At 65.2% G+C, this 22,655-nt stretch carries 19 protein-coding genes; 18 read left to right on the forward strand and 1 reads right to left on the reverse strand.

The features are described 5' to 3' along the window. Positions 1–19: 19 nt before the first annotated feature. The 15 genes from LDO41_RS02300 (at position 20) to LDO41_RS02370 (ending at position 17,200) form a co-directional block, all read left to right on the forward strand. Positions 20–1,141: a sn-glycerol-3-phosphate import ATP-binding protein UgpC gene (locus tag LDO41_RS02300; protein ID WP_223981323.1), complete on the forward strand. Its 1,122-nt coding sequence runs from the start codon at positions 20–22 to the stop codon at positions 1,139–1,141. Further along, positions 1,138–1,908 carry a glycerophosphodiester phosphodiesterase gene (ugpQ, locus tag LDO41_RS02305; RefSeq protein WP_223981325.1) on the forward strand — a complete coding sequence of 257 codons (771 nt, stop codon included), beginning with the start codon at positions 1,138–1,140 and terminating at the stop codon, positions 1,906–1,908. Before LDO41_RS02300 ends, ugpQ begins: the two co-directional genes overlap by 4 nt. 228 nt (positions 1,909–2,136) lie before the next feature. Beyond that, entirely contained in the window at positions 2,137–4,989 is a 2,853-nt protein-coding gene (locus tag LDO41_RS02310) for a 2-oxoglutarate dehydrogenase E1 component (RefSeq protein ID WP_223981327.1), read from the forward strand. Positions 4,990–5,080: 91 nt separating this feature from the next. Beyond that, complete coding sequence (gene odhB, locus LDO41_RS02315; RefSeq protein WP_223981329.1) at positions 5,081–6,340, forward strand: 2-oxoglutarate dehydrogenase complex dihydrolipoyllysine-residue succinyltransferase; 1,260 nt, start codon at positions 5,081–5,083, stop codon at positions 6,338–6,340. A 94-nt stretch (positions 6,341–6,434) separates the two neighbouring features. Then, complete coding sequence (lpdA, locus tag LDO41_RS02320; protein ID WP_223981331.1) at positions 6,435–7,859, forward strand: dihydrolipoyl dehydrogenase; 1,425 nt, start codon at positions 6,435–6,437, stop codon at positions 7,857–7,859. 115 nt (positions 7,860–7,974) lie between these two features. Further along, positions 7,975–9,072: a cell division protein ZapE gene (gene zapE / locus LDO41_RS02325; protein WP_223981333.1), complete on the forward strand. Its 1,098-nt coding sequence runs from the start codon at positions 7,975–7,977 to the stop codon at positions 9,070–9,072. Between the two features lie 84 nt (positions 9,073–9,156). Next, positions 9,157–11,706 carry a heavy metal translocating P-type ATPase gene (locus LDO41_RS02330; RefSeq protein WP_223981336.1) on the forward strand — a complete coding sequence of 850 codons (2,550 nt, stop codon included), beginning with the start codon at positions 9,157–9,159 and terminating at the stop codon, positions 11,704–11,706. Positions 11,707–11,708: 2 nt separating this feature from the next. Continuing rightward, complete coding sequence (ccoS, locus tag LDO41_RS02335) at positions 11,709–11,927, forward strand: cbb3-type cytochrome oxidase assembly protein CcoS (protein ID WP_223981339.1); 219 nt, start codon at positions 11,709–11,711, stop codon at positions 11,925–11,927. Between the two features lie 85 nt (positions 11,928–12,012). Continuing rightward, a complete protein-coding gene (gene ccoN, locus LDO41_RS02340; RefSeq protein WP_223981343.1) occupies positions 12,013–13,503 on the forward strand; it encodes a cytochrome-c oxidase, cbb3-type subunit I in 1,491 nt (496 codons plus the stop codon). Between the two features lie 18 nt (positions 13,504–13,521). Beyond that, entirely contained in the window at positions 13,522–14,193 is a 672-nt protein-coding gene (gene ccoO / locus LDO41_RS02345; RefSeq protein ID WP_223981346.1) for a cytochrome-c oxidase, cbb3-type subunit II, read from the forward strand. Between the two features lie 4 nt (positions 14,194–14,197). Next, complete coding sequence (locus LDO41_RS02350) at positions 14,198–14,368, forward strand: cbb3-type cytochrome oxidase subunit 3 (protein ID WP_223981349.1); 171 nt, start codon at positions 14,198–14,200, stop codon at positions 14,366–14,368. After that, positions 14,365–15,288, forward strand: coding sequence for a cytochrome-c oxidase, cbb3-type subunit III (gene ccoP, locus LDO41_RS02355; protein WP_223981352.1), 924 nt, complete (start codon positions 14,365–14,367; stop codon positions 15,286–15,288). Before LDO41_RS02350 ends, ccoP begins: the two co-directional genes overlap by 4 nt. Next, the gene (gene ccoG / locus LDO41_RS02360; protein ID WP_223981355.1) at positions 15,285–16,730 is read left to right on the forward strand and encodes a cytochrome c oxidase accessory protein CcoG; all 1,446 of its coding nucleotides are present in this window, start codon (positions 15,285–15,287) and stop codon (positions 16,728–16,730) included. The genes ccoP and ccoG overlap by 4 nt, the downstream gene beginning before the upstream one ends. Positions 16,731–16,739: 9 nt before the next feature. Beyond that, a complete protein-coding gene (locus LDO41_RS02365) occupies positions 16,740–16,958 on the forward strand; it encodes a hypothetical protein (RefSeq protein ID WP_223981358.1) in 219 nt (72 codons plus the stop codon). Then, positions 16,955–17,200: a hypothetical protein gene (locus LDO41_RS02370; protein WP_223981361.1), complete on the forward strand. Its 246-nt coding sequence runs from the start codon at positions 16,955–16,957 to the stop codon at positions 17,198–17,200. The genes LDO41_RS02365 and LDO41_RS02370 overlap by 4 nt, the downstream gene beginning before the upstream one ends. 33 nt (positions 17,201–17,233) lie before the next feature. Here the strand turns inward: LDO41_RS02370 and fnr are convergent, their stop codons facing one another. Further along, the gene (gene fnr / locus LDO41_RS02375; RefSeq protein WP_223981364.1) at positions 17,234–17,959 is read right to left on the reverse strand and encodes a fumarate/nitrate reduction transcriptional regulator Fnr; all 726 of its coding nucleotides are present in this window, start codon (positions 17,957–17,959) and stop codon (positions 17,234–17,236) included. An 82-nt stretch (positions 17,960–18,041) separates the two neighbouring features. On the opposite strand from fnr, the gene LDO41_RS02380 reads away from it, so the two are divergent. The 3 genes from LDO41_RS02380 to rluB all read left to right on the forward strand — a co-directional run bounded on the left by LDO41_RS02380 (position 18,042) and on the right by rluB (position 22,438). After that, the gene (locus LDO41_RS02380) at positions 18,042–18,842 is read left to right on the forward strand and encodes a sulfite exporter TauE/SafE family protein (protein WP_223981367.1); all 801 of its coding nucleotides are present in this window, start codon (positions 18,042–18,044) and stop codon (positions 18,840–18,842) included. Between the two features lie 482 nt (positions 18,843–19,324). Then, complete coding sequence (gene scpB, locus LDO41_RS02385) at positions 19,325–20,287, forward strand: SMC-Scp complex subunit ScpB (protein WP_223981370.1); 963 nt, start codon at positions 19,325–19,327, stop codon at positions 20,285–20,287. A 30-nt stretch (positions 20,288–20,317) separates the two neighbouring features. Beyond that, positions 20,318–22,438 (forward strand): 23S rRNA pseudouridine(2605) synthase RluB, encoded by a 2,121-nt coding sequence (rluB, locus tag LDO41_RS02390; RefSeq protein WP_223981372.1) that lies wholly within the window; start codon positions 20,318–20,320, stop codon positions 22,436–22,438. Positions 22,439–22,655 lie beyond the last annotated feature (217 nt).

Raw genomic sequence — 22,655 nt, forward strand, 5'->3', positions numbered from 1 at the left:
ACGCGGCAGGAAACTACTCATGGCAAGTCTGACCCTTCGTAACGTTCAGAAAACCTATCCCGGCGGCACGCAGGTCGTGCACGGCATCGACATGGACATCGCCGACGGCGAGTTCATCGTGATCGTCGGCCCATCGGGCTGCGGCAAGTCCACGCTCCTGCGCATGGTGGCGGGGCTGGAAACCGTCACCGGTGGCGAGATCCACATCGGCAGCAAGGTGGTCAACGAGCTGGAACCGGCCGAACGCGATATCGCGATGGTGTTCCAGAACTACGCGCTCTATCCGCATATGAGCGTGTACGAGAACATGGCCTACGGCCTGCGCATCCGCAAGATGAGCCAGGCCGAGATCGACCAGCGCGTGAAGCACGCCGCCGGCATTCTCGAACTCGCGCCGCTGCTCGAACGCAAGCCGCGCCAGCTTTCGGGCGGCCAGCGCCAGCGCGTGGCGATGGGCCGCGCGATCGTGCGCGAACCGGCGGTATTCCTGTTCGACGAGCCGCTCTCGAACCTCGACGCCAAGCTGCGCGTGCAGATGCGCCTGGAACTCAAGGACCTGCATCGTCGCCTGGGTACCACGAGCATGTACGTGACGCACGATCAGGTGGAGGCCATGACGCTGGCCGATCGCATGATGGTGTTGAGCGGTGGCCGCGTGGAGCAGATCGGCACGCCGCTCGAGGTGTATGCCAAGCCCGCCAGCACGTTCGTCGCCGGCTTTATCGGCTCGCCGCCGATGAATCTGGTGCCGGTGACGCGTAATGGCAACGGTGGCGGCAGCAACGGCGGTGAAGCGCAGATGCGCGTCACGCCCAAGGACGCATCCGCGCAGAGCACCGCCACGCTGGGCCATCTGCCGATGGGGCTGCATCTGCCCGAGCAGGCGCTGATGGGCTTGCGTCCCGAGCATATCGAAACCTGCGCCGCGTCGGAGGCGATTGCCGAGGTGGACGTACGCGTGGTGGAAGCGCTCGGCGCGGATTCCTACGCTTACGGCTCGCTGGGCGGTCAGCCGGTGGTAGTGCGCCTCGAAAGCCACAAAAACGTGCGTGCCGGCGACAAGCTGCCGATCACCACTTCGGCCGAGCACCTGCACTTCTTCGATATTTCGTCGGGCAAGCGCATCGAGGCACTGGCATGACCACCCCCTCGACCACCCCAGCACGTGTCGATTTCGCCAATTGGCCGTATCCGAGCCATGTGGCCCATCGTGGTGCCGGCAAGCTGGCGCCGGAGAACACGCTGGCGGCGTTTCGCCATGGCGCGTCGTTCGGTTATCGGATGTTCGAGTTCGACGTCAAGCTGTCCGGCGACGGCAAGCCCGTGCTGATGCACGACGCCACGCTGGACCGCACCACCTCCGGCCACGGCCGCGTGGATGCGCTGACGCTCGGCGAGATCGCCGCGCTGGACGCCGGTAGCTGGCACAGCCCCGCGTTCGCGGGCGAGCCGGTGCCCACGCTGGCGGCCATCGCGCGTTACACGCGCGCCAACGGCCTGCTGGTGAACATCGAGATCAAGCCGGTGCCCGGCGACGAGTACCGGACTGGCGCGGCCGTCGCGCTGGACGCGCTGTCCCTGTGGGAAGGGGCGGCGGTACCACCGTTGCTGTCCTCGTTCTCGGAGGCGGCGCTGGAAGCCGCGCGCGAGGCCGCGCCCGAGCTGCCGCGCGCGCTGCTGGTCAAGAAACTGCCAGCCGACTGGCTCGACCGCCTGGCGCGCCTGGGCTGCGTCGGCCTGGACGCCAACCACAACGAACTGAGCGCCAGCATCATCGCGCAGGCCCATGCCGCTGGCTACAAGGTGCTTTGCTACACGGTCAACGACCCGGCACGTGCCGCCGAACTGTTCGGCTGGGGGCTCGATACCTTGATTACCGACGCCGTGGACCTCATTGTCCCGGCATGAGGGAAGGGCACGTTGGCCCAATGTCACAGTGCGGACCGTTGGAATTTTGCATAACGAAAAGTACGCACTGTATGTAGGAGAACGTGCTATTCTTTCGCGAGTGAAGACTTAGGTCCTTCCCCGCACAACTTGTACAGTTGTTTGCAATCCGCTAACCGGTCAAGCCGTGTCGCGGAAGGTTGATGAACCCGCTTAACTCCGGGGTACCCGGAGAATAGTGAGCGCCCCATGATGCAGCAGTATCAGAGCAATTCGTACCTCTTCGGTGGCAACGCCCCATACGTGGAAGAGCTGTACGAGGCCTACCTCCAGAATCCCAGCTCCGTCCCCGACAACTGGCGCGCGTATTTCGACGCGATGCAGAATGTCCCCGCGGTCGACGGTTCCAATTCCCGTGATATCCCCCATGCGCCGATCGTCGCCTCGTTTGCCGAGCGCGCGAAGCAGGGCCCTATCAAAACCATCGTTGCCTCTGCCGACTCCGATATGGGTCGCAAGCGCGTCGCTGCCACGCAGCTGATCGCCGCTTACCGCAACATCGGTACGTACTGGGCGGACCTCGATCCGCTCAAGCGCCAGGAACGTCCGCCTCTGCCGGATCTGGATCCTGCTTTCTACGGTTTCTCCGAAGCCGACCTCGACATCGTCTTCAACGCCAGCAACACGTACTTCGGCAAGGAGTCGATGAGCCTGCGCGAGCTGCTCAATAACCTGAAAGAGACGTACTGCGGCACGATCGGTGCCGAGTTCATGTACGTGAGCGATCAGGCGCAGAAGCGCTGGTGGCAGGAGCGTCTGGAAACGACGCGTTCCAAGCCCGTGTTCACGCTGGAAAAGAAGAAGCACATCCTGGACCGCCTGACCGCAGCCGAGGGCCTCGAGCGCTTCCTCCATACGAAGTACGTCGGCCAGAAGCGCTTCTCGCTCGAAGGCGGCGAGAGCTTCATCGCGGCGATGGACGAGATGATCCAGCACTCCGGCAGCAAGGGCGTGCAGGAAATCGTGATCGGCATGGCCCACCGTGGCCGTCTGAACGTGCTGGTCAACACGCTGGGCAAGATGCCCGCGGATCTGTTTGCCGAATTCGAAGGCAAGCACGTTGACGATCTGCCCGCCGGCGACGTCAAGTACCACAAGGGCTTCTCGAGCGATGTCTCGACCGAAGGCGGCCCGGTTCACCTGTCGCTCGCGTTCAACCCGTCGCACCTGGAAATCGTCAACCCGGTGGTCGAGGGTTCGTCCAAGGCGCGCCAGGAACGCCGCGGCGAAGCCGGCCACAAGGAAGTGCTGCCGGTGCAGGTGCACGGCGATGCAGCCTTCGCGGGCCAGGGCGTGGTGATGGAAACGCTGAACCTCGCGCAGACCCGCGGCTACGGCACGGGCGGCACGATGCACATCGTGATCAACAACCAGATCGGCTTCACCACCTCCGATCCGCGCGATGCACGCTCGACGCTGTATTGCACGGACGTGGTCAAGATGATCGAGGCACCGGTGCTGCACGTGAACGGTGACGATCCTGAAGCGGTCGTGTACGCGATGCAGCTGGCCGTGGACTTCCGCATGGAGTTCAAGAAGGACGTCGTCGTCGACATCATCTGCTTCCGCAAGCTGGGTCACAACGAGCAGGACACCCCGGCTGTCACGCAGCCGCTGATGTACAAGAAGATCGGTCAGCATCCGGGTACGCGCAAGCTGTACGCCGACAAGCTGGCTGCTCAGAACCTCGTGCCCGCCGATTTCGGCGACGAGAAGGTCAAGGAATACCGCGCCGCGATGGATGCGGGCAAGCACACGGCCGACCCGGTCCTGTCGAACTTCAAGAACAAGTTCGCAGTGGACTGGATGCCGTTCCTGAACCGCAAGTGGACCGACGCCGCCGACACCGCCGTGCCGGTGACCGAACTGAAGCGCCTGGCTGAACGCATCACCACGGTGCCTGAACACCTGAAGCTCCACCCGCTGGTGGAAAAGGTGGTCAAGGACCGCGCCAACATGGGCCGTGGCGACCAGTCGCTGGACTGGGGCATGGGCGAACACCTGGCCTTCGCGTCGCTGGTGGCCTCGGGCTACCCGGTCCGTATCACGGGTCAGGACGCAGGCCGCGGCACCTTCACGCACCGTCACTCGGTGCTGCACGATCAAGGTCGTGAGCGTTGGGATGCCGGCAGCTACGTGCCGCTGCAGAACGTGTCGGAAAACCAGGCGCCGTTCACGGTGATCGATTCGGTGCTGTCGGAAGAAGCAGTGCTCGGTTTCGAGTACGGCTACTCGACCGCCGAACCGAACGCGCTCGTGATCTGGGAAGCCCAGTTCGGCGACTTCGTCAACGGCGCACAGGTCGTGATCGACCAGTTCATCTCGTCGGGCGAAGTGAAGTGGGGTCGCGCCTCGGGCCTGACGCTGATGCTGCCGCACGGCTACGAAGGTCAGGGTCCGGAACACAGCTCGGCCCGTATCGAGCGTTTCCTGCAGCTTTGCGCGGACCACAACATGCAGGTCTGCCAGCCGACCACGCCGGCTCAGATCTTCCACCTGCTGCGCCGTCAGATGATCCGTCTGTTCCGCAAGCCGCTGGTGATCATGACGCCGAAGTCGCTGCTGCGTAACAAGGAAGCGGTGTCACCGCTGTCCGACCTTGCCAAGGGTCACTTCGAGACGGTCATCCCGGATCACGAAGAACTCAACGCCAGCAAGGTCAAGCGCGTCATCATGTGCTCGGGCAAGGTCTACTATGACCTGACCGCGACCCGCAAGGAGCGCGGCGCCACGGACACGGCGATCATTCGTCTGGAACAGCTGTATCCGTTCCCGCACAAGGCTGTGGCCGCGGAACTCAAGAAGTACCCCGGCGCGACCGAAATCGTGTGGTGCCAGGATGAGCCGCAGAACCAGGGTGCCTGGTTCTTCGTGCAGCACTACATCATGGAAAACATGACGGAAGGCCAGAAGCTCGGTTATGCGGGTCGTCCCGCGTCGGCATCGCCGGCGGTGGGCTACTACGCAAAGCACAACGAGCAACAGAAGGCACTGCTCGAAGCAGCCTTCTCCAAGCTCAAGGGCTTTGTTCTGTCCAAGTAATCGGCGACGGCGGATCGCGGTGGCGCAAGAAGCGCCGCCACGACCGCCGTCTGCTTAACCCCACACGCATACATCGAGGAATTTCCCAACCATGGCTATTGTTGACGTCAAGGTTCCGCAGCTGTCCGAATCGGTCGCCGAAGCGACCATGCTGAACTGGAAGAAGAAGCCTGGCGAAGCTGTCGCTCAGGACGAGATCCTGATCGAAATCGAGACCGACAAGGTCGTGCTCGAAGTGCCGGCACCGTCCGCTGGCGTGCTGTCGCAAATCATCAAGAACGATGGCGACACCGTCGTGGCCGATGAAATCATCGCCAAGATCGACACCGCAGCCACCGCTGGCGCCGCCGCGCCCGCCGCAGCCGCACCAGCTCCGGCCGCTGCCGCCCCGGCCCCGGCTGCCGCCGCACCGGCTCCCGCTGCTGCCGCTGGCGCCGTCGCCATGCCTTCCGCCGCCAAGCTGCTGGCCGAAGGTGGCCTGTCGGCCAGCCAAGTGACCGGCACCGGCAAGGATGGCCGTATCACCAAGGGCGACGCGCTCGCCGCGACGTCGGCTCCGGCGCCTGCCGCCAAGGCCGCGCCCGCACCGGCACCGGCCAAGCCCGCGCTGGCACAAGTGTCGGCACAGGTTGACTTCGCCGCGCTGGGCGACCGCCCGGAAGAGCGCGTGCCGATGAGCCGCCTGCGCGCCCGTATCGCCGAGCGTCTGCTGCAATCGCAATCGACCAACGCCATCCTCACCACGTTCAATGAAGTGAACATGAAGCCGGTGATGGATCTGCGCAACAAGTACAAGGATCGCTTCGAGAAGGAACACGGCGTGAAGCTCGGCTTCATGTCGTTCTTCGTGAAGGCCGCCGTGCACGCGCTGAAGAAGTACCCGATCATCAACGCTTCGGTCGACGGCAACGACATCCTCTATCACGGCTACTTCGACATCGGTATCGCTGTGGGTTCGCCGCGCGGTCTGGTGGTGCCCATCCTGCGCAATGCAGACCAGATGAGCCTGGCCGACATCGAGAAGAAGATCGCCGAGTACGGCGCCAAGGCCCGTGACGGCAAGCTGTCGCTGGAAGAACTGACCGGCGGTACGTTCTCGATCTCGAACGGCGGTACGTTCGGCTCGATGCTGTCCACCCCGATCATCAACCCGCCGCAATCGGCCATCCTGGGCGTGCACGCCACCAAGGATCGCGCCGTGGTGGAAGACGGTCAGATCGTGATCCGCCCGATGAACTACCTGGCCATGTCCTATGACCACCGGATCATCGACGGCCGCGAAGCGGTGCTGGGCCTCGTGGCCATGAAGGAAGCGCTGGAAGATCCGGCACGCCTGCTGCTCGATCTGTAAGACGATCGTCTCTGTAGTCTCTGTCTAAAGCGCCCGCGTGGAAGCCGGCCGTCCCTGATCGGACGGCCGGACGCGGCGCGCAAAAGGAATTTCCATGAGCAAACAATTTGACGTGCTGGTCATCGGCGCCGGCCCTGGCGGCTATATCGCCGCGATTCGTGCCGGCCAGCTCGGTCTGAACGTGGCGTGCTGCGAAGGCAACGCCTACGACGATCCCAAGGGCGAAGCGCGCCTGGGCGGCACCTGCCTGAACGTGGGCTGCATTCCCTCGAAGGCACTGCTGGCCTCGTCGGAAGAATTCGACAACGCCCAGCATCATCTGGCCGACCACGGCATTACCGTGGGCGACGTCAAGGTGGACGTGGCCAAGATGCTCAAGCGCAAGGATGACATCGTTGGCAAGATGACGAAGGGCATCGAGTTCCTGTTCCGCAAGAACAAGGTCGCGCTGCTCAAGGGTTATGGCAAGTTCGTCGGCAAGACCGCCGAGGGCTTTCAGGTGGAGATCGCTGGCGAGGTCGTGACGGCCAAGCAGGTGATCATCGCCACGGGTTCGAAGGCGCGTCATCTGCCGGGCATCCCCGTCGACAACAACCTGATCAGCGACAACGAAGGCGCGCTCAAGTTCGGCGCGGTGCCGAAGAAGCTGGGCGTGATCGGCGCGGGCGTGATTGGCCTGGAGCTCGGTTCGGTATGGCGCCGCCTTGGTGCCGAAGTGACCGTGCTGGAAGCGCTGCCGACGTTCCTGGGCGCCGCCGATGAAGGCGTGGCCAAGGAAGCGCAGAAGCTGCTGACCAAGCAGGGCCTGAAGTTCAACTTCGGCGTCAAGGTCGAGGAAGTCAAGCCGGGCAAGGACAATGTCACGGTGCGCTACACCGACAAGGACGGCGCGGCGCAGACGCTGGAAGTCGATCGCCTGATCGTGTCGGTGGGCCGCGTGCCGAATACCGACAACCTCGGCCTGGAAGCCGTGGGCCTGGGCGTGGATCAGCGTGGCTTCATCGAGGTGGACGACCACTGCCAGACCAAGGTGCCGGGCCTGTGGGCCATCGGTGACGTGGTGCGTGGCCCGATGCTCGCGCACAAGGCGGAAGACGAAGGCGTGGCCGTGGCCGAGCGTATCGTCGGCCAGAAGCCGCATATCGATTTCAACACGGTACCGTGGGTCATCTACACGTTCCCGGAAATCGCGTGGGTCGGCAAGACCGAGCAGCAACTCAAGGCCGAAGGCCGCGAGTACAAGTCGGGTCAGTTCCCGTTCATGGCCAACGGCCGTGCGCTGGGCATGGGTCATTCGGAAGGCTTCGTGAAGATGCTGGCCGATGCCAAGACCGACGAGATCCTGGGTGTGCATATCATCGCCGCCAACGCATCGGATCTGATTGCCGAAGCCGTGGCCGCGATGGAATTCAAGGCTGCGAGCGAAGATATCGGTCGCGTCTGCCATCCGCACCCGTCGATGTCGGAAGTCATGCGCGAAGCCGCGCTGGCGGTCGACAAGCGTCAGCTGAACATGTAAGGCTCACGCCTTTCATGCCAAGCCGTTCCGGCGCGCCGTATCTGGGAGTTCCCAGGGCGGCGCGCCGTTTTCACTTGCAGCGCCGGCACCCTGTGCGGAGCGCGCCCCGAACAGCATGAACGTCACCGAGTATTACGAGCAGGAACTGAAGCAGCGTGGCTACCAGTCGGACGAGGCGCAACTGCGCGCGGTCGCGCGGCTGCAGCAGTGCTACGACGAATGGGTCGCCTACAAGGCGCGCCGCGGCAACGCACTGAAAAAGCTGCTCGTGCACCCCGAGGTGCCCAAGGGCGTCTATCTGTGGGGCGGGGTGGGGCGTGGCAAGTCGTTCCTGATGGACAGCTTCTATACGTGCGTGCCCGTGGTGCGCAAGACGCGGCTCCATTTCCACGAATTCATGCGCGAGGTGCATCGCCAGCTCGAGGAACTGCGCGGCCGCGCGGATCCGCTCGACGAACTGGCCAAGCGCATCGCGCGCAAGTACCGGCTGATCTGCTTCGACGAGTTCCACGTCAGCGATGTGGCCGATGCGATGATGCTGCACCGTCTGCTGGACCAGATGTTCGCCAACGGCGTGCAGTTTGTGATGACGTCGAACTATCGGCCGGACCTGCTGTATCCGGACGGGCTGCATCGCGATCGCGTGTTGCCGGCGATCGCGTTGCTGGAGACGAAGCTCGATGTGCTGAACGTCGATGCCGGTATCGACTACCGCAAGCGCGCGCTCGAGCAGGTGGAGGCCTACCACACGCCGCTGAACCGCGAGGCCAGCGCGGCGCTGCGCGATGCGTTCGTGTCGATCGCGGGCGTGGCGGACGAATCGCCGATCCTGCATATCGAACATCGCGAGATCAAGGCGCTGCGCCGTGCCAATGGCGTGGTGTGGTTCGATTTCGCAACGTTGTGCGGCGGTCCGCGTTCGCAGAACGACTATCTGGAGCTGGCTTCGCAGTTCCACACGGTGATTCTGTCGGATGTGCCCAGGATGACGCCACGCATGTCGTCGGAAGCGCGCCGGTTCACGTGGGTGATCGACGTGTTCTACGATCACAAGGTCAAGCTGCTGATGTCGGCCGAGGTGCCGGCGGACGAGCTCTACACCGAGGGCCAGATGGCCGGCGAATTCCACCGCACGGTCTCGCGCATCATCGAGATGCAGTCCCGCGAATACCTCGAGTCCGCGCGCCGCACGGCGGATACGTCGCTGACCTGAGGGTACGCTTGACTCTCCGTTGATCTGCATCAAAGCGTGACAGCAGGGCGCTACCTACTATGCCGTAGGTAAAAAGAGCGCCCCATGTCCCTTGCATGCTTCCATTGCGGCCAGCCAGTCGGCTCCGGCGGGCCGCTCTCTCCCCCCCTGTCCATTCCGCTCGATGGCACGCCCAGAGCATTCTGCTGCGGCGGCTGCCTGACGCTTGCCCGCACCCTGCATGCGGCCGGATTCGGTCACTTCTATGGCGACGCCGCGCGCTTCGCGCGGCCACTCGAGGGCTCTGCACGGGACGAGGCGGCGCTGGTGTGGGCGGCTTACGACGCGCCCGAACTGCGCGCGCAATTCGTACGGCCGGTCGGCAATGACGAGGCCGAGATCACGCTGGCGCCCGAGAACATTCGCTGCGCGGCGTGCGCATGGCTGATCGAGCAGCACCTGCAGCAGTTGCCGGGCGTGGTCTCCGCGGTGGCCAACGTGGCCACACGGCGCGTGGTGGTGCGGTGGCGCGTGGCCGCGCATTCGGTTGCCGACCTGCTGGCCGCGCTGGCCGACATCGGCTATCTCGCGTGGCCATTCGAACTGGGCCGTGGCGACCGCGAGGACCGCCGCGAACGCCGCGCGCTGCTGATGCGCGTGGCCGTGGCCATGCTCGCGATGATGCAGGTCATGATGTACGCGTGGCCGGTCTATACCTACGAAGCCACCATCGACACGGGCCTGCTGACGCTGATGCGCTGGGCCAGCTTCGCGCTGACGCTGCCGGTGGTGACCTACTCCGCATGGCCGATTTTCACAGGCGCATGGCGCGATCTGCGCCGCCACCGCGCGGGCATGGACGTGCCGGTGGCGATCGGCGTGGCGGCGGGCTTTATCGCCAGCACCGTGGCGATGCTGCGCGATGGTGGGAAGGGTGGGGGCGAGGTCTACTTCGACTCGGTCACGATGTTCGTGGCCTTTCTGTTGCTGGCACGATATCTGGAACTACGCGTACGCCAGGCCTCGCGCAGCGGCGCCGAAATGCTCGCGCGCCAGTTGCCGGCTACCTGCGAGCGGGTGGCAATGCGAGAGGACGTGACAGATGGCGTGGCGGACGCCGGCGGCGCGGACGCGCGCGGGTTGGAACCCAGCGGCACCGGTGAGCGCATTCCGGTGGCGCGGCTGCGCGTGGGCGATCGCGTGCGCGTGAAAGCGGGAGACGTGGTACCCGCGGACGGCACCATCGTCGCGGGCGCGAGCGAGTTCGACGAGGCGCTGTTGACCGGCGAGTCGCGCCCGGTGCCGCGTGGCGTTGGCGCAACGGTGCTGGCAGGCAGCTACAACAGCACCAGTCCGGTGGAGTTCGCGGTGACGCGCATCGGCGCGGCGACGCGGCTGGCGGAGATCGTGGCGGTGCTGGACCGCGCGCTGACCGACAAGCCACGTATCGCCGCGCTGGCCGACCGAGTGGCCGCGTGGTTCGTCGCCACGCTGCTATTGCTCGCCGCGCTCACCGGCGCGGTCTGGGCGCTGTGGATCGATCCCGCGCGCGCGTTGCCGGTCACGGTGGCGGTGCTGGTCGTGAGCTGTCCGTGCGCACTTTCCCTGGCCGCGCCCGCCGCGCTGGCCGCCGCCGGCGCCGCGCTGTCGAGGCGGGGGCTGCTGATGGTGCGTGGCCATGCCATCGAGACGCTCGCGCGCGTGACCGACGTCGTGCTCGACAAGACCGGCACGCTGACGGAAGGGCGCTTCTCGCTGGTGGCGACGGAGGTATTCGGCGCGCTCGACGCGACGCGGTGCCACGCGCTGGCCGCCGCCATGGAACGCGACAGCGAGCACCCGATCGGCCGCGCGCTGCGGGCGGCCGGCACGGGCGATATCGATGCGATGCCGCTCGATGCGCGGCGCAACGTACCGGGGCAGGGCATCGAGGCCACGCTGGGCAAACGGCGCCTGCGGCTCGGCAACCACACGTTTGTCACCGCGGCAATCAACGCCGCGCCGGCCATGCGGACCACGCAAGCTACGCAGGACGCGCCGTCGCCCCAACTCACCGAAGCCACCCCCATCTGGCTCGGTGACGAGCAAGGGCTGCTCGCGCGCTTCCAGCTCGCGGACGTGGCACGACCGCAGGCGGATGCGCTGCTCCGCGGGTTGCGTCGGCTGGGGGTGCAGGTGCACCTGCTATCGGGCGACCACGTCGACGCGGTGCGCGGGTGGGCGCAACGCTTCGGCATCGCCAGTGCGGCGGGCGCGCGCACGCCCGAAGCCAAGCGCGACGATGTAGCGGCGCTGCAGCGCAAGGGCGCCGTGGTGCTGGCCGTCGGCGATGGCATCAACGACGCCCCGGTTCTCGCGCAGGCTCATGTCTCGATCGCGCTCGGCAGCGGCGCGCCGCTCGCGCAGGCCGGCGCGGACGCGGTGCTGATGCACGACCATATCGCCACCATCGCCACCGCGATAACGGTGGCCCGCCGTACGCGCCGCGTCATGCGGCAGAACCTCGCGTGGGCCTTCGCCTACAACATGGTCGCCATTCCGCTGGCGGCCACCGGTCACGTCACCGCCTGGATGGCCGGCATCGGCATGTCGGCGTCATCGCTGCTGGTGGTGCTCAACGCATGGCGCCTGCTGCGCGTCCCACACGAGGACTGACGATGGAAATGCTCTACCTGCTCGTGCCGCTGAGCCTCGTGCTGGTGCTGCTGATCGGCGGCTCGCTCTGGTGGGCGCTGCACGCCGGCCAATACGACGACCTCGACCGCCCCGCCGAGGCGATCCTGCTCGATAACGATCGCCCTGACGATCGTCCCCGCCAAAGCATGACTTCACACAACACCCCCCAAAAAAGTTCATCGCAATTTCCTCAAAGTTGACCGAGGTCAACGTCGGGGCAGTGACGTTTTACTAAAGTCACTTCGTCATCGGGGTTTTTCTCATATTTCGCTTTTGGGGGTCTGCATGGAAGTCACCACCGCTGTGCCGCGCACAGAGCTGCGGGCAAACGCGCGCCCGGACGCGCGCGCGGATACCTTCAACTACGGCGTGGTGCGGCAGTTCGCGATCATGACCGTGGTCTGGGGGATCGTCGGCATGGCCGTCGGCGTGCTGCTGGCAGCGCAGCTGATCTGGCCGGATCTCAACTTCAACACGCCCTGGCTGTCGTTCGGCCGGCTGCGCCCGCTCCATACCAACGCGGTGATCTTCGCGTTTGGCGGTAGCGCGCTGTTCGCGACGTCGTACTACGTGGTGCAGCGCACGTGCCAGGCGCGGCTGTTCTGCGGCCCGCTGGCCGCGTTCACGTTCTGGGGCTGGCAGGCCGTCATCGTCGCGGCCGTCATCACGCTGCCGCTGGGCATCACGAGTTCGAAGGAGTACGCCGAGCTCGAATGGCCGATCGACATCCTGATCACGCTTGTGTGGGTGGCCTACGCCATCGTGTTCTTCGGCACGATCATCCGCCGCAAGACGCGCCATATCTACGTGGCCAACTGGTTCTTCGGCGCGTACATCCTGACCATCGCGCTGCTGCACATCGTCAACAACATCGAGATGCCGGCCTCGATGTGGAAGTCCTACTCCGCGTACGCGGGCGTGCAGGACGCCATGGTGCAATGGTGGTACGGCCACAACGCGGTGGGCTTCTTCCTCACCACGAGCTTCCTCGGGATGATGTACTACTTCATCCCCAAGCAGGCCGAACGCCCGATCTACTCGTACCGGCTGTCGATCGTCCACTTCTGGGCGCTCAACTTCACCTACATGTGGGCCGGTCCCCACCACCTGCAATACACGGCGCTGCCCGACTGGGCACAATCGCTCGGCATGGTGTTCTCGCTGATCCTGCTCGCGCCGTCGTGGGGCGGCATGATCAACGGCATCATGACGCTGTCGGGGGCCTGGCACAAGCTGCGCACGGACCCGATCCTCAAGTTCCTGGTCGTCGCGCTGTCGTTCTACGGCATGGCCACGTTCGAGGGCTCGATGATGTCGATCAAGACCGTGAACGCGCTCTCGCACTACACGGACTGGACCATCGGCCACGTCCACTCGGGCGCGCTGGGCTGGGTCGCGATGATCTCGGTGGGCTCGCTCTATTACATGATTCCACGCCTGTTCGGCGAGAAGCAGATGTACAGCGTGCGGCTGATCGAATGGCACTTCTGGATCGCCACGATCGGCGTGGTGCTGTACATCGCCTCGATGTGGATCGCGGGCGTGATGGAAGGCCTGATGTGGCGTGCCACGCAGCCCGACGGCACGCTCACCTATGCGTTCGTCGAGGCGGTCAAGGCCAAGTATCCGTTCTATCTGATTCGCCTGCTCGGCGGCCTGTGCTTCCTGTCGGGCATGCTGATCATGGCCTGGAACGTGTACCGCACAACCGCCGGCCGACGCGTCGTGAACGCACCCATCCCCACCGCGCTGGCCGCGCAAGTCACCGCGCACTGACCGGGAAGGAGCCTGAAGATGTCCTCACAACAACAACGATTCTGGTCCCACGAAACGCTCGAGAAGAACGTCGGCTGGCTGATCCTGGCAACGATCCTCGTGGTCAGCATCGCCGGTCTCGTGCAGATCGTGCCGCTGTTCTTCCAGCATTCGACGACGCAGCCCGACCCCGGCATTACGCCGTACTCACCGTTGCGGCTGATGGGCCGCGATATCTATATCCGCGAAGGCTGCGTGGGCTGCCACTCGCAGCAGGTGCGCACGCTGCAGGCGGAAACCGAGCGCTATGGCCACTTCTCCACGGCCGGCGAGTCGGTGTTCGATCATCCGTTCCTGTGGGGATCCAAGCGCACCGGCCCGGATCTCGCGCGCGTGGGCGGCCGCTATTCAGACGACTGGCAGCGCCTGCACCTGCGTAATCCGCGCGACGTGGTGCCCGAGTCCGTGATGCCCTCCTATGCGTGGCTGGAGAAGACGCCGCTCGCCACCGACAGCATCCAGGCGCGCATGCATGCGCTCAAGCGACTCGGGGTGCCGTACACCGAGGAAGAGATTGCGAAGGCGCCGGATGCGCTCGCGAGCAAGACCGAGGAGGACGCGATGGTCGCGTATCTGCAGGGCCTCGGCATTAATCGCCGCAACGTGCGTATCGATAACGGCGTTGATGGCAGCGCGCCGCGCAAGGAGTAACGCCATGGCCATGCTGACCGCCATCGTTACCGCGATCTCGATGCTGGTGTTTCTCGGCATCTGCTGCTGGGCGTGGTCCAGGCCGCGCCAGTCCGCCAATCTCGAATCGGCATTGCTGCCTTTTGCACTGCCGGACGAAACGACAACCTCCCCAGCGGGGGAACCCCGAACATGAGCGATTTCACTTCCGGATTCTGGAGCTACTACATCTCCGCCATCGCACTGGTCGGTATCGTGTGGTGCGCATGGCTGCTGCTGTCGCAACGTCGCATCGCCAAGCCGCCCGCGGCGGGCGCGGCCGTCGACGATACCGGTCACGTCTGGGACGGCGACCTGCGCGAACTCAACAATCCGCTGCCACGCTGGTGGATGTGGATGTTCCTGCTGTCGTGCGTGTTCGCGCTGGCGTACCTCGTGCTGTATCCCGGTCTCGGCACCTACGGTGGCGTGCTCGGCTTCTCCTCGCAGGGCGAGCTGGCCGCGCAGCGGCAGGCCGCCGAAGCCAGGCAGCATGCGATCTACGCGAAGTACATGAAGATGGACGTGAAGGGCGTTGCCGCCGATCCCGAAGCACGCGAGATCGGCCAGCGCCTGTTCCTCAACTACTGCGCGCAATGCCATGGCTCCGATGCGCGTGGCAGCCGCGGCTTTCCGAACCTGACCGATACGGACTGGCTGTACGGCGGCGATCCGGACACCATTCGGCAGACCATCACCAAAGGCCGTAACGGCATGATGCCGTCGTTCGCGGCAGCCGTCGATGGCAAGCTCGCTGGCGACGTCGCACAGTACGTGCGCTCGCTGTCAGGGCTGTCCTACGATCCGATTCGCGCATCACGTGGCGAGAACACGTTCAAGACCACGTGCGCGGCCTGCCATGGTGCTTCGGGCAAGGGTAACCAGGCGCTCGGCGCGCCGAATCTCTCGGACAACGTCTGGCTCTACGGCAGCTCGGAGGGGACCATCGTCGAAGCGATTCTCAAGGGTCATGAGGGCCATATGCCCGCGCACGAGGAGATCCTGACGCCGGAGCGCATCCAGATGCTGACCGCGTACGTGTGGGGCCTGTCCAATACGGATGGGGCATCGAAATGAATGACAACAGCTGGCGGCCGATGGCGATGCCCGGATCGGAGAGTTCCGACGAGGCGCTCTACGAGGTCCGGCGCAAGATCTATCCGCGTTCGGTCACCGGTGCCTTCGATCGCTGGCGCGTCTGGCTCGTGGTGTTCACGCAGCTGATTTTCTACGGCACGCCGTGGCTGCAGTGGAACGACCGGCAGGCCGTGTTGTTCGATCTCGGCGCCCGCAAGTTCTATATCTTCGGGCTGGTGCTGTGGCCGCAGGACGTGATCTACCTGTCGGTGCTACTCGTTATTTCGGCGCTCGCATTGTTTCTGTTCACGGCGATGGCTGGCCGGTTGTTTTGCGGCTATGCGTGTCCGCAGACGGTCTACACCGAGATCTTTCTCTGGATCGAACGCCGGATCGAAGGCGACCGCTTTGCGCGCATCCGGCTCGATAGCGACCCGTGGTCGCTGCGCAAGCTGCGCCTCAAGGCGACCAAGCATGCGCTGTGGATCGTCATCGCGCTATGGACCGGTTTCACGTTTGTTGGCTTCTTCACGCCCATTCGCGCGCTGGGCGGACAGGTGGCGAGTGCCGGGCTGGGGCCGTGGCAGACGTTCTGGATGTTGTTCTACGCGTTTGCAACGTGGGGCAATGCAGGCTTTATGCGCGAGCAGGTCTGCAAGTACATGTGTCCATATGCGCGTTTCCAGAGCGTGATGGTCGATCGCGATACCTTCGTGGTCACGTACGACGTCGGTCGTGGCGAGCCGCGCGGCAGCCGTGGCCGCAAGAGCGATCATCGCGCGGCGGGCCTCGGCGACTGCGTGAATTGCAGCATCTGTGTGCAGGTGTGCCCGACCGGCATCGACATTCGCGAAGGGCTGCAATACGAATGCATCGGTTGTGGCGCATGTATCGACGCGTGCAATCAGGTCATGGACAAGATGAGCTATCCGCGCGGACTCATCCGCTACACGTCGGAGAACGCGATGCGGCAGGGGCTGTCGCCGGCCGCGGCGCGCCGGCGTCTGCTGCGGCCACGCGTGTTCGTGTATGCCGGCATCTGGCTTGCGCTCGTGGCGGGGCTGGCGGTATCGCTGGCGCTGCGCGCGCCGCTCAAGGTGGATATCCTGCGCGATCGCGGCGCGCTGGCCCGCGAGGTCGACGGCCGCTGGATCGAGAACGTCTACCGGCTGCAGCTGATCAACACCACCGAGGCGCCGATGCAGGTGCGCGTGCAGGCGAACGGCCACGACCTTGCGGGCATCATCATCGAGTATGACCGCGCGGCGGAGATTCTGGCGCCCGCGTCGAACCGGCTCGTGCCGGTGCGCATCCGCGTGCCGATCGAGGCCGCGCGGCAGGGGACGCACAAGATTGACGTGGTAGTGACCAGCGAACAGAACGGCCACCAGGTGGCCGAGATCGATCAGTCCACCAGCTTTATCGTGCCGCGAGAACTTTAAGGAGATTCCATGCAGACGCAACAAGGCAGGCCGTGGTGGAAGGAGCCATGGCCCTGGCTGCTGATGAGTGGGCCGCTGCTTGCGATGATCGGCTGCGGCGTAACGATCTGGCTGGCCGCGCAGCATGCGGACCGGCCCGTCGAGGAGGCCGTGCATCGGGGCCTGGTGGTCAATGCGGTCAATGCGGTCAAGGCCGCCGCCGACGCTGGCAACGCGAGGCAGCCATGAAGCTGCGCTGGCTGATGTGGGTGCTATGGCCCGCGTTCATGGTGGCCGGCGTCGCGACGGCCGCGGTATTCTCGCTGATCGATCCGAGCGACCTGACGCTGTTCGGTCATCCGCTCGAGGCATCGCGCGAGGCGGTCTACACGGTCGGTTTTCTGCTGGCGTGGGCGTTGTGCGCGGTGTCGAGCGGGTTGACGCTCTACACGCTGCCGGCTCCGCTGGCGGAGACCGATGAGATGGAATAGGCCGAGGTGAGCTGAATGCGCGCGAACGGGCCGTCAGCAGGTGCGACTGTAGATCTGCCGGAGTCCGTCGACATCGACGAGCTTTACATGACGCTGGCGGATCTGGATCAGTCCGGCCTCGGCGAAGCGCGAGAACAGTCGGCTCACGGTCTCGAGCTTGAGGCCGAGATAGCTGCCGATTTCTTCGCGGCTCATGCGCAGCACGAATTCGGTGGACGAGTAGCCGCGCACGGACAGGCGCGTCGAAAGGTTGATCAGGAACGCAGCCAGACGTTCTTCCGCTCGCATGGAGCCGAGCGTCATCAGCATCATTTGGTCCTGCGAGATCTCGCGGCTCATCAGGCGCAGGAACTGTTGCTGCAGCGAGGGGAGTTCGCTCGAGAGCGAGGTCAGGTCATTGAAGCGGACCACGCAGACTTCGGTGTCCTCGAGTGCGGACGCATCGGAGGCGTGCTGCATCTCGCTGAGACCGTCGAGGCCGACGATCTCGCCGGGCAGATGAAAGCCCGTGATCTGCGAGCGGCCGTCTTCCATCGTGATATGCGTCTTCAACGTGCCGAAGCGCACCGCGTAGACCGCGGTCAGCGGGTCGCCCATGCGATAGAGCGTCTCGCCCTTGTGCACGCGAAAGCGTTCCTGCACGAGCGTATCGATCTTTTCGAGGTCCTGCTTGTTCATGCCAACAGGCAGACAGAGTTGCCCCATCGCACACGTGGAGCAACGGGGAGACATCTCGGTGATCGGGATGGGCGTGAGCAATTGAGACCTGTCGGTGAAGCGCGCTCGCGGGGGCACGATGAATGCATTCTAGCGTGCGCGCCTAGACGAAAGCGAGGAACAGTTGATATTTGAGGTACTTTTCAGCGTATTCCTATTAGCGTTGCTGGGCGGCATCCATTGCGCGGCGATGTGTGGTGGCATTGCGCTTGTCGTGTCGAGCGCGAGCACCGAGACGGCCACGCCGGTGCATCTCATCGCGCGGCAACGCATGCACGCATGGCGACGCGCGTGGTGGCGCGACACACTCGCGTTGCACGCGGGACGTGTATCGACGTACGCGTTGCTTGGTGCGCTGATGGGTGCGATCGGCACGCTCGCGTGGAAGCATGACGTGCTGCCATTGCAGCGATCGCTGTTTGCGCTGGGCAGCGCCATGCTGATCGGTACAGGCCTCTGGTTGATGATCGGCGGCGCGGTGCGCATGCCATGGCTCGAACGGGTGATCGCGCGCGTGGCGGCTGCCTTCGGTGACAACGTCGGAGGCAGTGGGCGATTGCGTGGAGGCCTGCGTGGGGGGTTGCGTGGGGTGTGGGCCGGCATCGGCGCGCTGCCTCGACGCTATATGATCGGGCTCGCGTGGGGGCTGGTGCCGTGCGGCATGGTCTACGCCGCGCTCGGGTTGGCGTTGCTGGCGGGCAACGCGGCATCGGGGGCGCTGGTGATGACCGCGTTCGGTCTCGGCACGTTGCCTAACCTCGTGGTGCTGTCCGGATTTGCGGGTTGGCTGCGCCGGCAGGCACGCCGCCCGGCGGTGCGGATGCTGGCCGGGCTGGCGGTGGCGGGTTTCGGGCTGGCCGGGGTGGCCCGCGCGGCGCTGCTGCCGGAGATGCTGGCGCGGCACGGTTTCTGTCTGGTGTTCTGAGCCCCGGCATCGTCGTCGGGGGGATATTTCATGCCGGTTGTTAGGGCTTGCACGGGGGGCGGGTTGCGGTAGCCCCCGGATATGCCATACAATCGCCGGAACCACGGTATCGCGCACGTAGTCTTTTGTGGCGTCCGCGGCATCGTCAGTGTGATGCCCCTCATCCGGGGGGATATCCAGGGATCCAGGCGAAGGCCTGCCGGATCCACCCCCACGGTACTTCCGGTTCACAAGATCTGGTTCAAAAGACCGGGCAACGCCGTGGAGTGGTCCATCGGCCGGCCACGCCGGGCGCCGGACAATCTTCTGCCGGATCGACTCGGCAAATCGATGCATCAAACGAAGTGCACGGCTCTGGTGCGACAGGCATGCGAGTTGGCTGCGCGACGAGATGGCGGTGGTAATCGGCCGCTGAATCCGAAATCTCCCGTGCTTCGGGACTTTGTCCGGAAGCAGGTGCAATACAGGCTGCACGCAATCACATGAATACCCAAGAGGCGAAGATCGTCCTCGAGACCGCGCTGATCTGCGCGCAGGAGCCGCTGCGCGTGAACGATCTGCGCAAGCTGTTTGCCGACGATGTCGGTGCCGACACCATTCGTGTACTGCTCGAGGAGCTGCGCCAGGATTGGTTGCAGCGCGGTGTGGAACTGGTTGCGCTGGCAAGCGGGTGGCGGTTCCAGAGCCGTCCCGAGATGCGCGAGTATCTCGACCGCCTGAATCCGGAAAAGCCGCCCAAGTATTCGCGCGCGGTGATGGAGACGCTGGCGATCATCTCGTACCGGCAGCCCGTGACGCGTGGCGATATCGAAGAGATTCGCGGCGTGACGGTGAGCACCGAAGTGGTCAAGAAGCTCGAGGATCGTGGCTGGATCGAGGTCATCGGCCATCGCGACGTGCCGGGCCGTCCGGCGTTATACGCCACGACCAAGGCGTTCCTCGACGACCTGGGCCTGCGCACGCTCGATGAGTTGCCGCCGCTGGAAGATGCCCAGGCGCAGGTGCAGGCAGCGCTGCTGGACCAGCAGCCGATCGATTTCGAAGACATTGCGACGGCCAATCCTCAGGTGGGCGTGGCGGTGAGTGCCGACGAAGAAGCGTTCGCGGACTCACAGGCAGATTTACCGACAGACACGCAGGCGGACTCGCAGGCAAGCGTGCAAACCAATCAACAAGCGGGAAGCGATGGGGTAGCCGAAGCGGAAACCGCAGCGGAAACCGAAGCGGCAACTGAAGCCTCGGCTGACGAAGCCAAAGCTGACGAAGCCGGGGCTGACGAATCAGGGACGCCCACGCTTCACAACGGTCAGGATGACGAGGCGCCTGTGGAACAGGCGAGCGACATTCCTCTGGACATCGACGCGTCTGCCGGGGAGGCATCCCCGGCGTCGCCAGACGGCACCACGCCGCATCTGGCCGAGGACGATGAGCGCGTGTCCAACTGAACAACATGCAACATCCGATAGTGAAATATTTTGTCTGATTCCGTTGATCAAGACGTCCGCCAGCCGGACGACGCCGGTGCGCCGGATGCCGCCGGCTCGGACGGTGCGCCGCGCCGCAAGGGGCTGCGCCGTGGCCTGCGCAATCTGGTGGCTTCGCGCCGGCAGTCCGCACAGGATCGCGAGCCCGGCCGTGCGGAAGCCGCCGGTAGCGAAGGCGATGCGGGCGCCACGGGCAACGTGAGCGGCGATCCCGCCGCCGTGCCCCGCGAGCCACGTGCCCGCGGACGTCGCAAGCCTGCTGGTGCCGCGGTCGCGGCCACTGGCGAAGGTGCCGACGGCAATCAGGCCGCGGCGGGTCAGGGTGGTGCCGGTGACGAAGGTGGCGCGCAGGCGCAGCCTGCCGGTGGCAGCGGCAATCGCAAGCGCCGCCAGCAACCCCAGCGCAAGGCCGCATTGGTCGATGGCGAGGCAGCACGTCCCGCCGGTGGCAATGCCCAGGGCAAGCGCGGCAGGGGTGGCAACAACCGCGGTCAGGGCAACCCGCAAGGGACGCCGTCCGGCCAGAAGACCGGTGGACGCGGTGAGCGTGGCGAGCGCGCCGAACGTGGTGAGCGTGGTGAGCGTCGCGGTGACCGGCCAGCAGGCAAGGGTGCCAGGGGCGGCCAGGCGGGGCAGGGCGCGCAGGGTGGTCAGGGCGAGGACAAGCTGCTCGTCAAGCCGAACAAGCCCGTGGCCGGCGCCGAGGATCTGTTCCGTTTCGTCATCTCGGAGCAGTACGACAGCGAAGACACGGTCGTGCCGCGCACCAAGGCCAAGCCCGTGCGCGAACTGTCGGCCGACGACGATGCGCCCAAGCTGCACAAGGTGCTGGCCGAAGGTGGCCTCGGCTCGCGCCGCGAGATGGAAGAGCTGATTCTGCAGGGCCGCGTGTCCGTCAATGGACTGCCCGCACATATCGGCCAGCGCATTCTCCCGACCGATCAGGTGCGTGTGAATGGCAAGCTGATTCACCGCAAGATCTCGAGCAAGCCGCCGCGCGTGCTGCTGTATCACAAGCCGTCGGGCGAGATCGTGAGCCAGTCCGATCCGGAAGGCCGTCCGACCGTGTTCGACAGCCTGCCGCGCATCAAGACCGGCAAGTGGGTCGCGGTGGGTCGTCTCGACTTCAACACCGAAGGTCTGTTGATCTTCACGACGTCCGGCGATATCGCCAACCGCTTTATGCATCCGCGCTATGGCGTGGAACGCGAGTACGCGGTGCGCACGCTGGGCGAACTCGCCGAGATCGATCGTCAGCGTCTGCTGCACGGCATCGAGCTCGATGACGGCGAGGCCAATTTCCTGCGTATCGCGGATGGCGGTGGCGAGGGCGTGAACCAGTGGTATCACGTGGCGCTGACCGAAGGCCGCAACCGTGAAGTGCGCCGCATGTTCGAGGCGGTGGGCCTGACGGTGTCGCGCCTGATTCGTACGCGCTACGGTCAATTCCTACTGCCGCGCGGCCTCAAGCGCGGCCGCTGGCAAGAGCTCGAAGCCGCTGACGTGCGCACGCTGATGGCCGGTATCGGTCTGAAGGCGCCGGGCAAGGGTGAGCAGGCACCGAAGGGCGGCGCCACCAAGGTGGGCGGCCGCAAGGCGCGTACCGAAGCCGCCATCGCGGGCATGCCGATGGTCACGGGCATGGACGGGCTGCCGCGCTTCGAGAAGAGCGGTCCGCGTGGTGGCGGCAGCGGCGCTGGCCGCGGTCAGCCGGATCCGATGCAGACCTCGATGGGTTACATCCCGACCGGTCCGGCACCGCTGACGTCGCATACGACGAAGCTTGGCGGCGGCCAGGGTGGCATGCGCGGTGGCCAGGGCGGCATGCGTGGCGGCCAGGGTCCTATGCGAAGCGGTGGCATGGGCGGTATGGGTGGTATGGGCGGCGGCATGGGTGGCGCGGGCGGCCTCGGTGGTGGTCGCGGCGGTCGTTCGCAATCGCCCCGTCGTGGTAGCGGCGGTGGCGACGTCAACGGCAATGTGATGCCTAAAGCCGCCAAGGGCGGCGGTGGTAGTGGTGGCGGCGCCGGTGGTGGCGGTGCTGGCGGTGCCCGCCGGCAGCGTGGCCGGGGCGGTCACGGCGGCGGTGGCGGCCATGGCGGTAATCGCTGAGCAGCCTGCCGCACGCGGCGCCCGTCAGGGCGTCGCGGTCCGCCGCACTGCACGCGGCGTCCAGCAGGCTTTTGCCTTTTGGACATAATCCGCGTATAATCAAAGTCTATTCAAAGTGTCATCCTCCAGACGGGGATGGGCGAATGATGGGCATTGCGCCCATTTTTTTTTGGTCGCCCGTTTTTAGTTGTCCGTCGCGCTACACGGGGGATGCAGA

The organism is Cupriavidus pampae, from assembly GCF_914271485.1.
In the GTDB taxonomy this organism is placed as follows: Bacteria; Pseudomonadota; Gammaproteobacteria; order Burkholderiales; family Burkholderiaceae; genus Cupriavidus; species Cupriavidus pampae.

What these genes read in the sequence shown, in the direction of transcription:
- LDO41_RS02300 (WP_223981323.1), top strand. Translation starts at nt 20, where the DNA reads ATGGCAAGTCTGACCCTTCGTAACGTTCAGAAAACCTATCCCGGCGGC.
- ugpQ (WP_223981325.1), top strand. Translation starts at nt 1,138, where the DNA reads ATGACCACCCCCTCGACCACCCCAGCACGTGTCGATTTCGCCAATTGG.
- LDO41_RS02310 (WP_223981327.1), top strand. Translation starts at nt 2,137, where the DNA reads ATGATGCAGCAGTATCAGAGCAATTCGTACCTCTTCGGTGGCAACGCC.
- odhB (WP_223981329.1), top strand. Translation starts at nt 5,081, where the DNA reads ATGGCTATTGTTGACGTCAAGGTTCCGCAGCTGTCCGAATCGGTCGCC.
- lpdA (WP_223981331.1), top strand. Translation starts at nt 6,435, where the DNA reads ATGAGCAAACAATTTGACGTGCTGGTCATCGGCGCCGGCCCTGGCGGC.
- zapE (WP_223981333.1), top strand. Translation starts at nt 7,975, where the DNA reads ATGAACGTCACCGAGTATTACGAGCAGGAACTGAAGCAGCGTGGCTAC.
- LDO41_RS02330 (WP_223981336.1), top strand. Translation starts at nt 9,157, where the DNA reads ATGTCCCTTGCATGCTTCCATTGCGGCCAGCCAGTCGGCTCCGGCGGG.
- ccoS (WP_223981339.1), top strand. Translation starts at nt 11,709, where the DNA reads ATGGAAATGCTCTACCTGCTCGTGCCGCTGAGCCTCGTGCTGGTGCTG.
- ccoN (WP_223981343.1), top strand. Translation starts at nt 12,013, where the DNA reads ATGGAAGTCACCACCGCTGTGCCGCGCACAGAGCTGCGGGCAAACGCG.
- ccoO (WP_223981346.1), top strand. Translation starts at nt 13,522, where the DNA reads ATGTCCTCACAACAACAACGATTCTGGTCCCACGAAACGCTCGAGAAG.
- LDO41_RS02350 (WP_223981349.1), top strand. Translation starts at nt 14,198, where the DNA reads ATGGCCATGCTGACCGCCATCGTTACCGCGATCTCGATGCTGGTGTTT.
- ccoP (WP_223981352.1), top strand. Translation starts at nt 14,365, where the DNA reads ATGAGCGATTTCACTTCCGGATTCTGGAGCTACTACATCTCCGCCATC.
- ccoG (WP_223981355.1), top strand. Translation starts at nt 15,285, where the DNA reads ATGAATGACAACAGCTGGCGGCCGATGGCGATGCCCGGATCGGAGAGT.
- LDO41_RS02365 (WP_223981358.1), top strand. Translation starts at nt 16,740, where the DNA reads ATGCAGACGCAACAAGGCAGGCCGTGGTGGAAGGAGCCATGGCCCTGG.
- LDO41_RS02370 (WP_223981361.1), top strand. Translation starts at nt 16,955, where the DNA reads ATGAAGCTGCGCTGGCTGATGTGGGTGCTATGGCCCGCGTTCATGGTG.
- scpB (WP_223981370.1), top strand. Translation starts at nt 19,325, where the DNA reads ATGAATACCCAAGAGGCGAAGATCGTCCTCGAGACCGCGCTGATCTGC.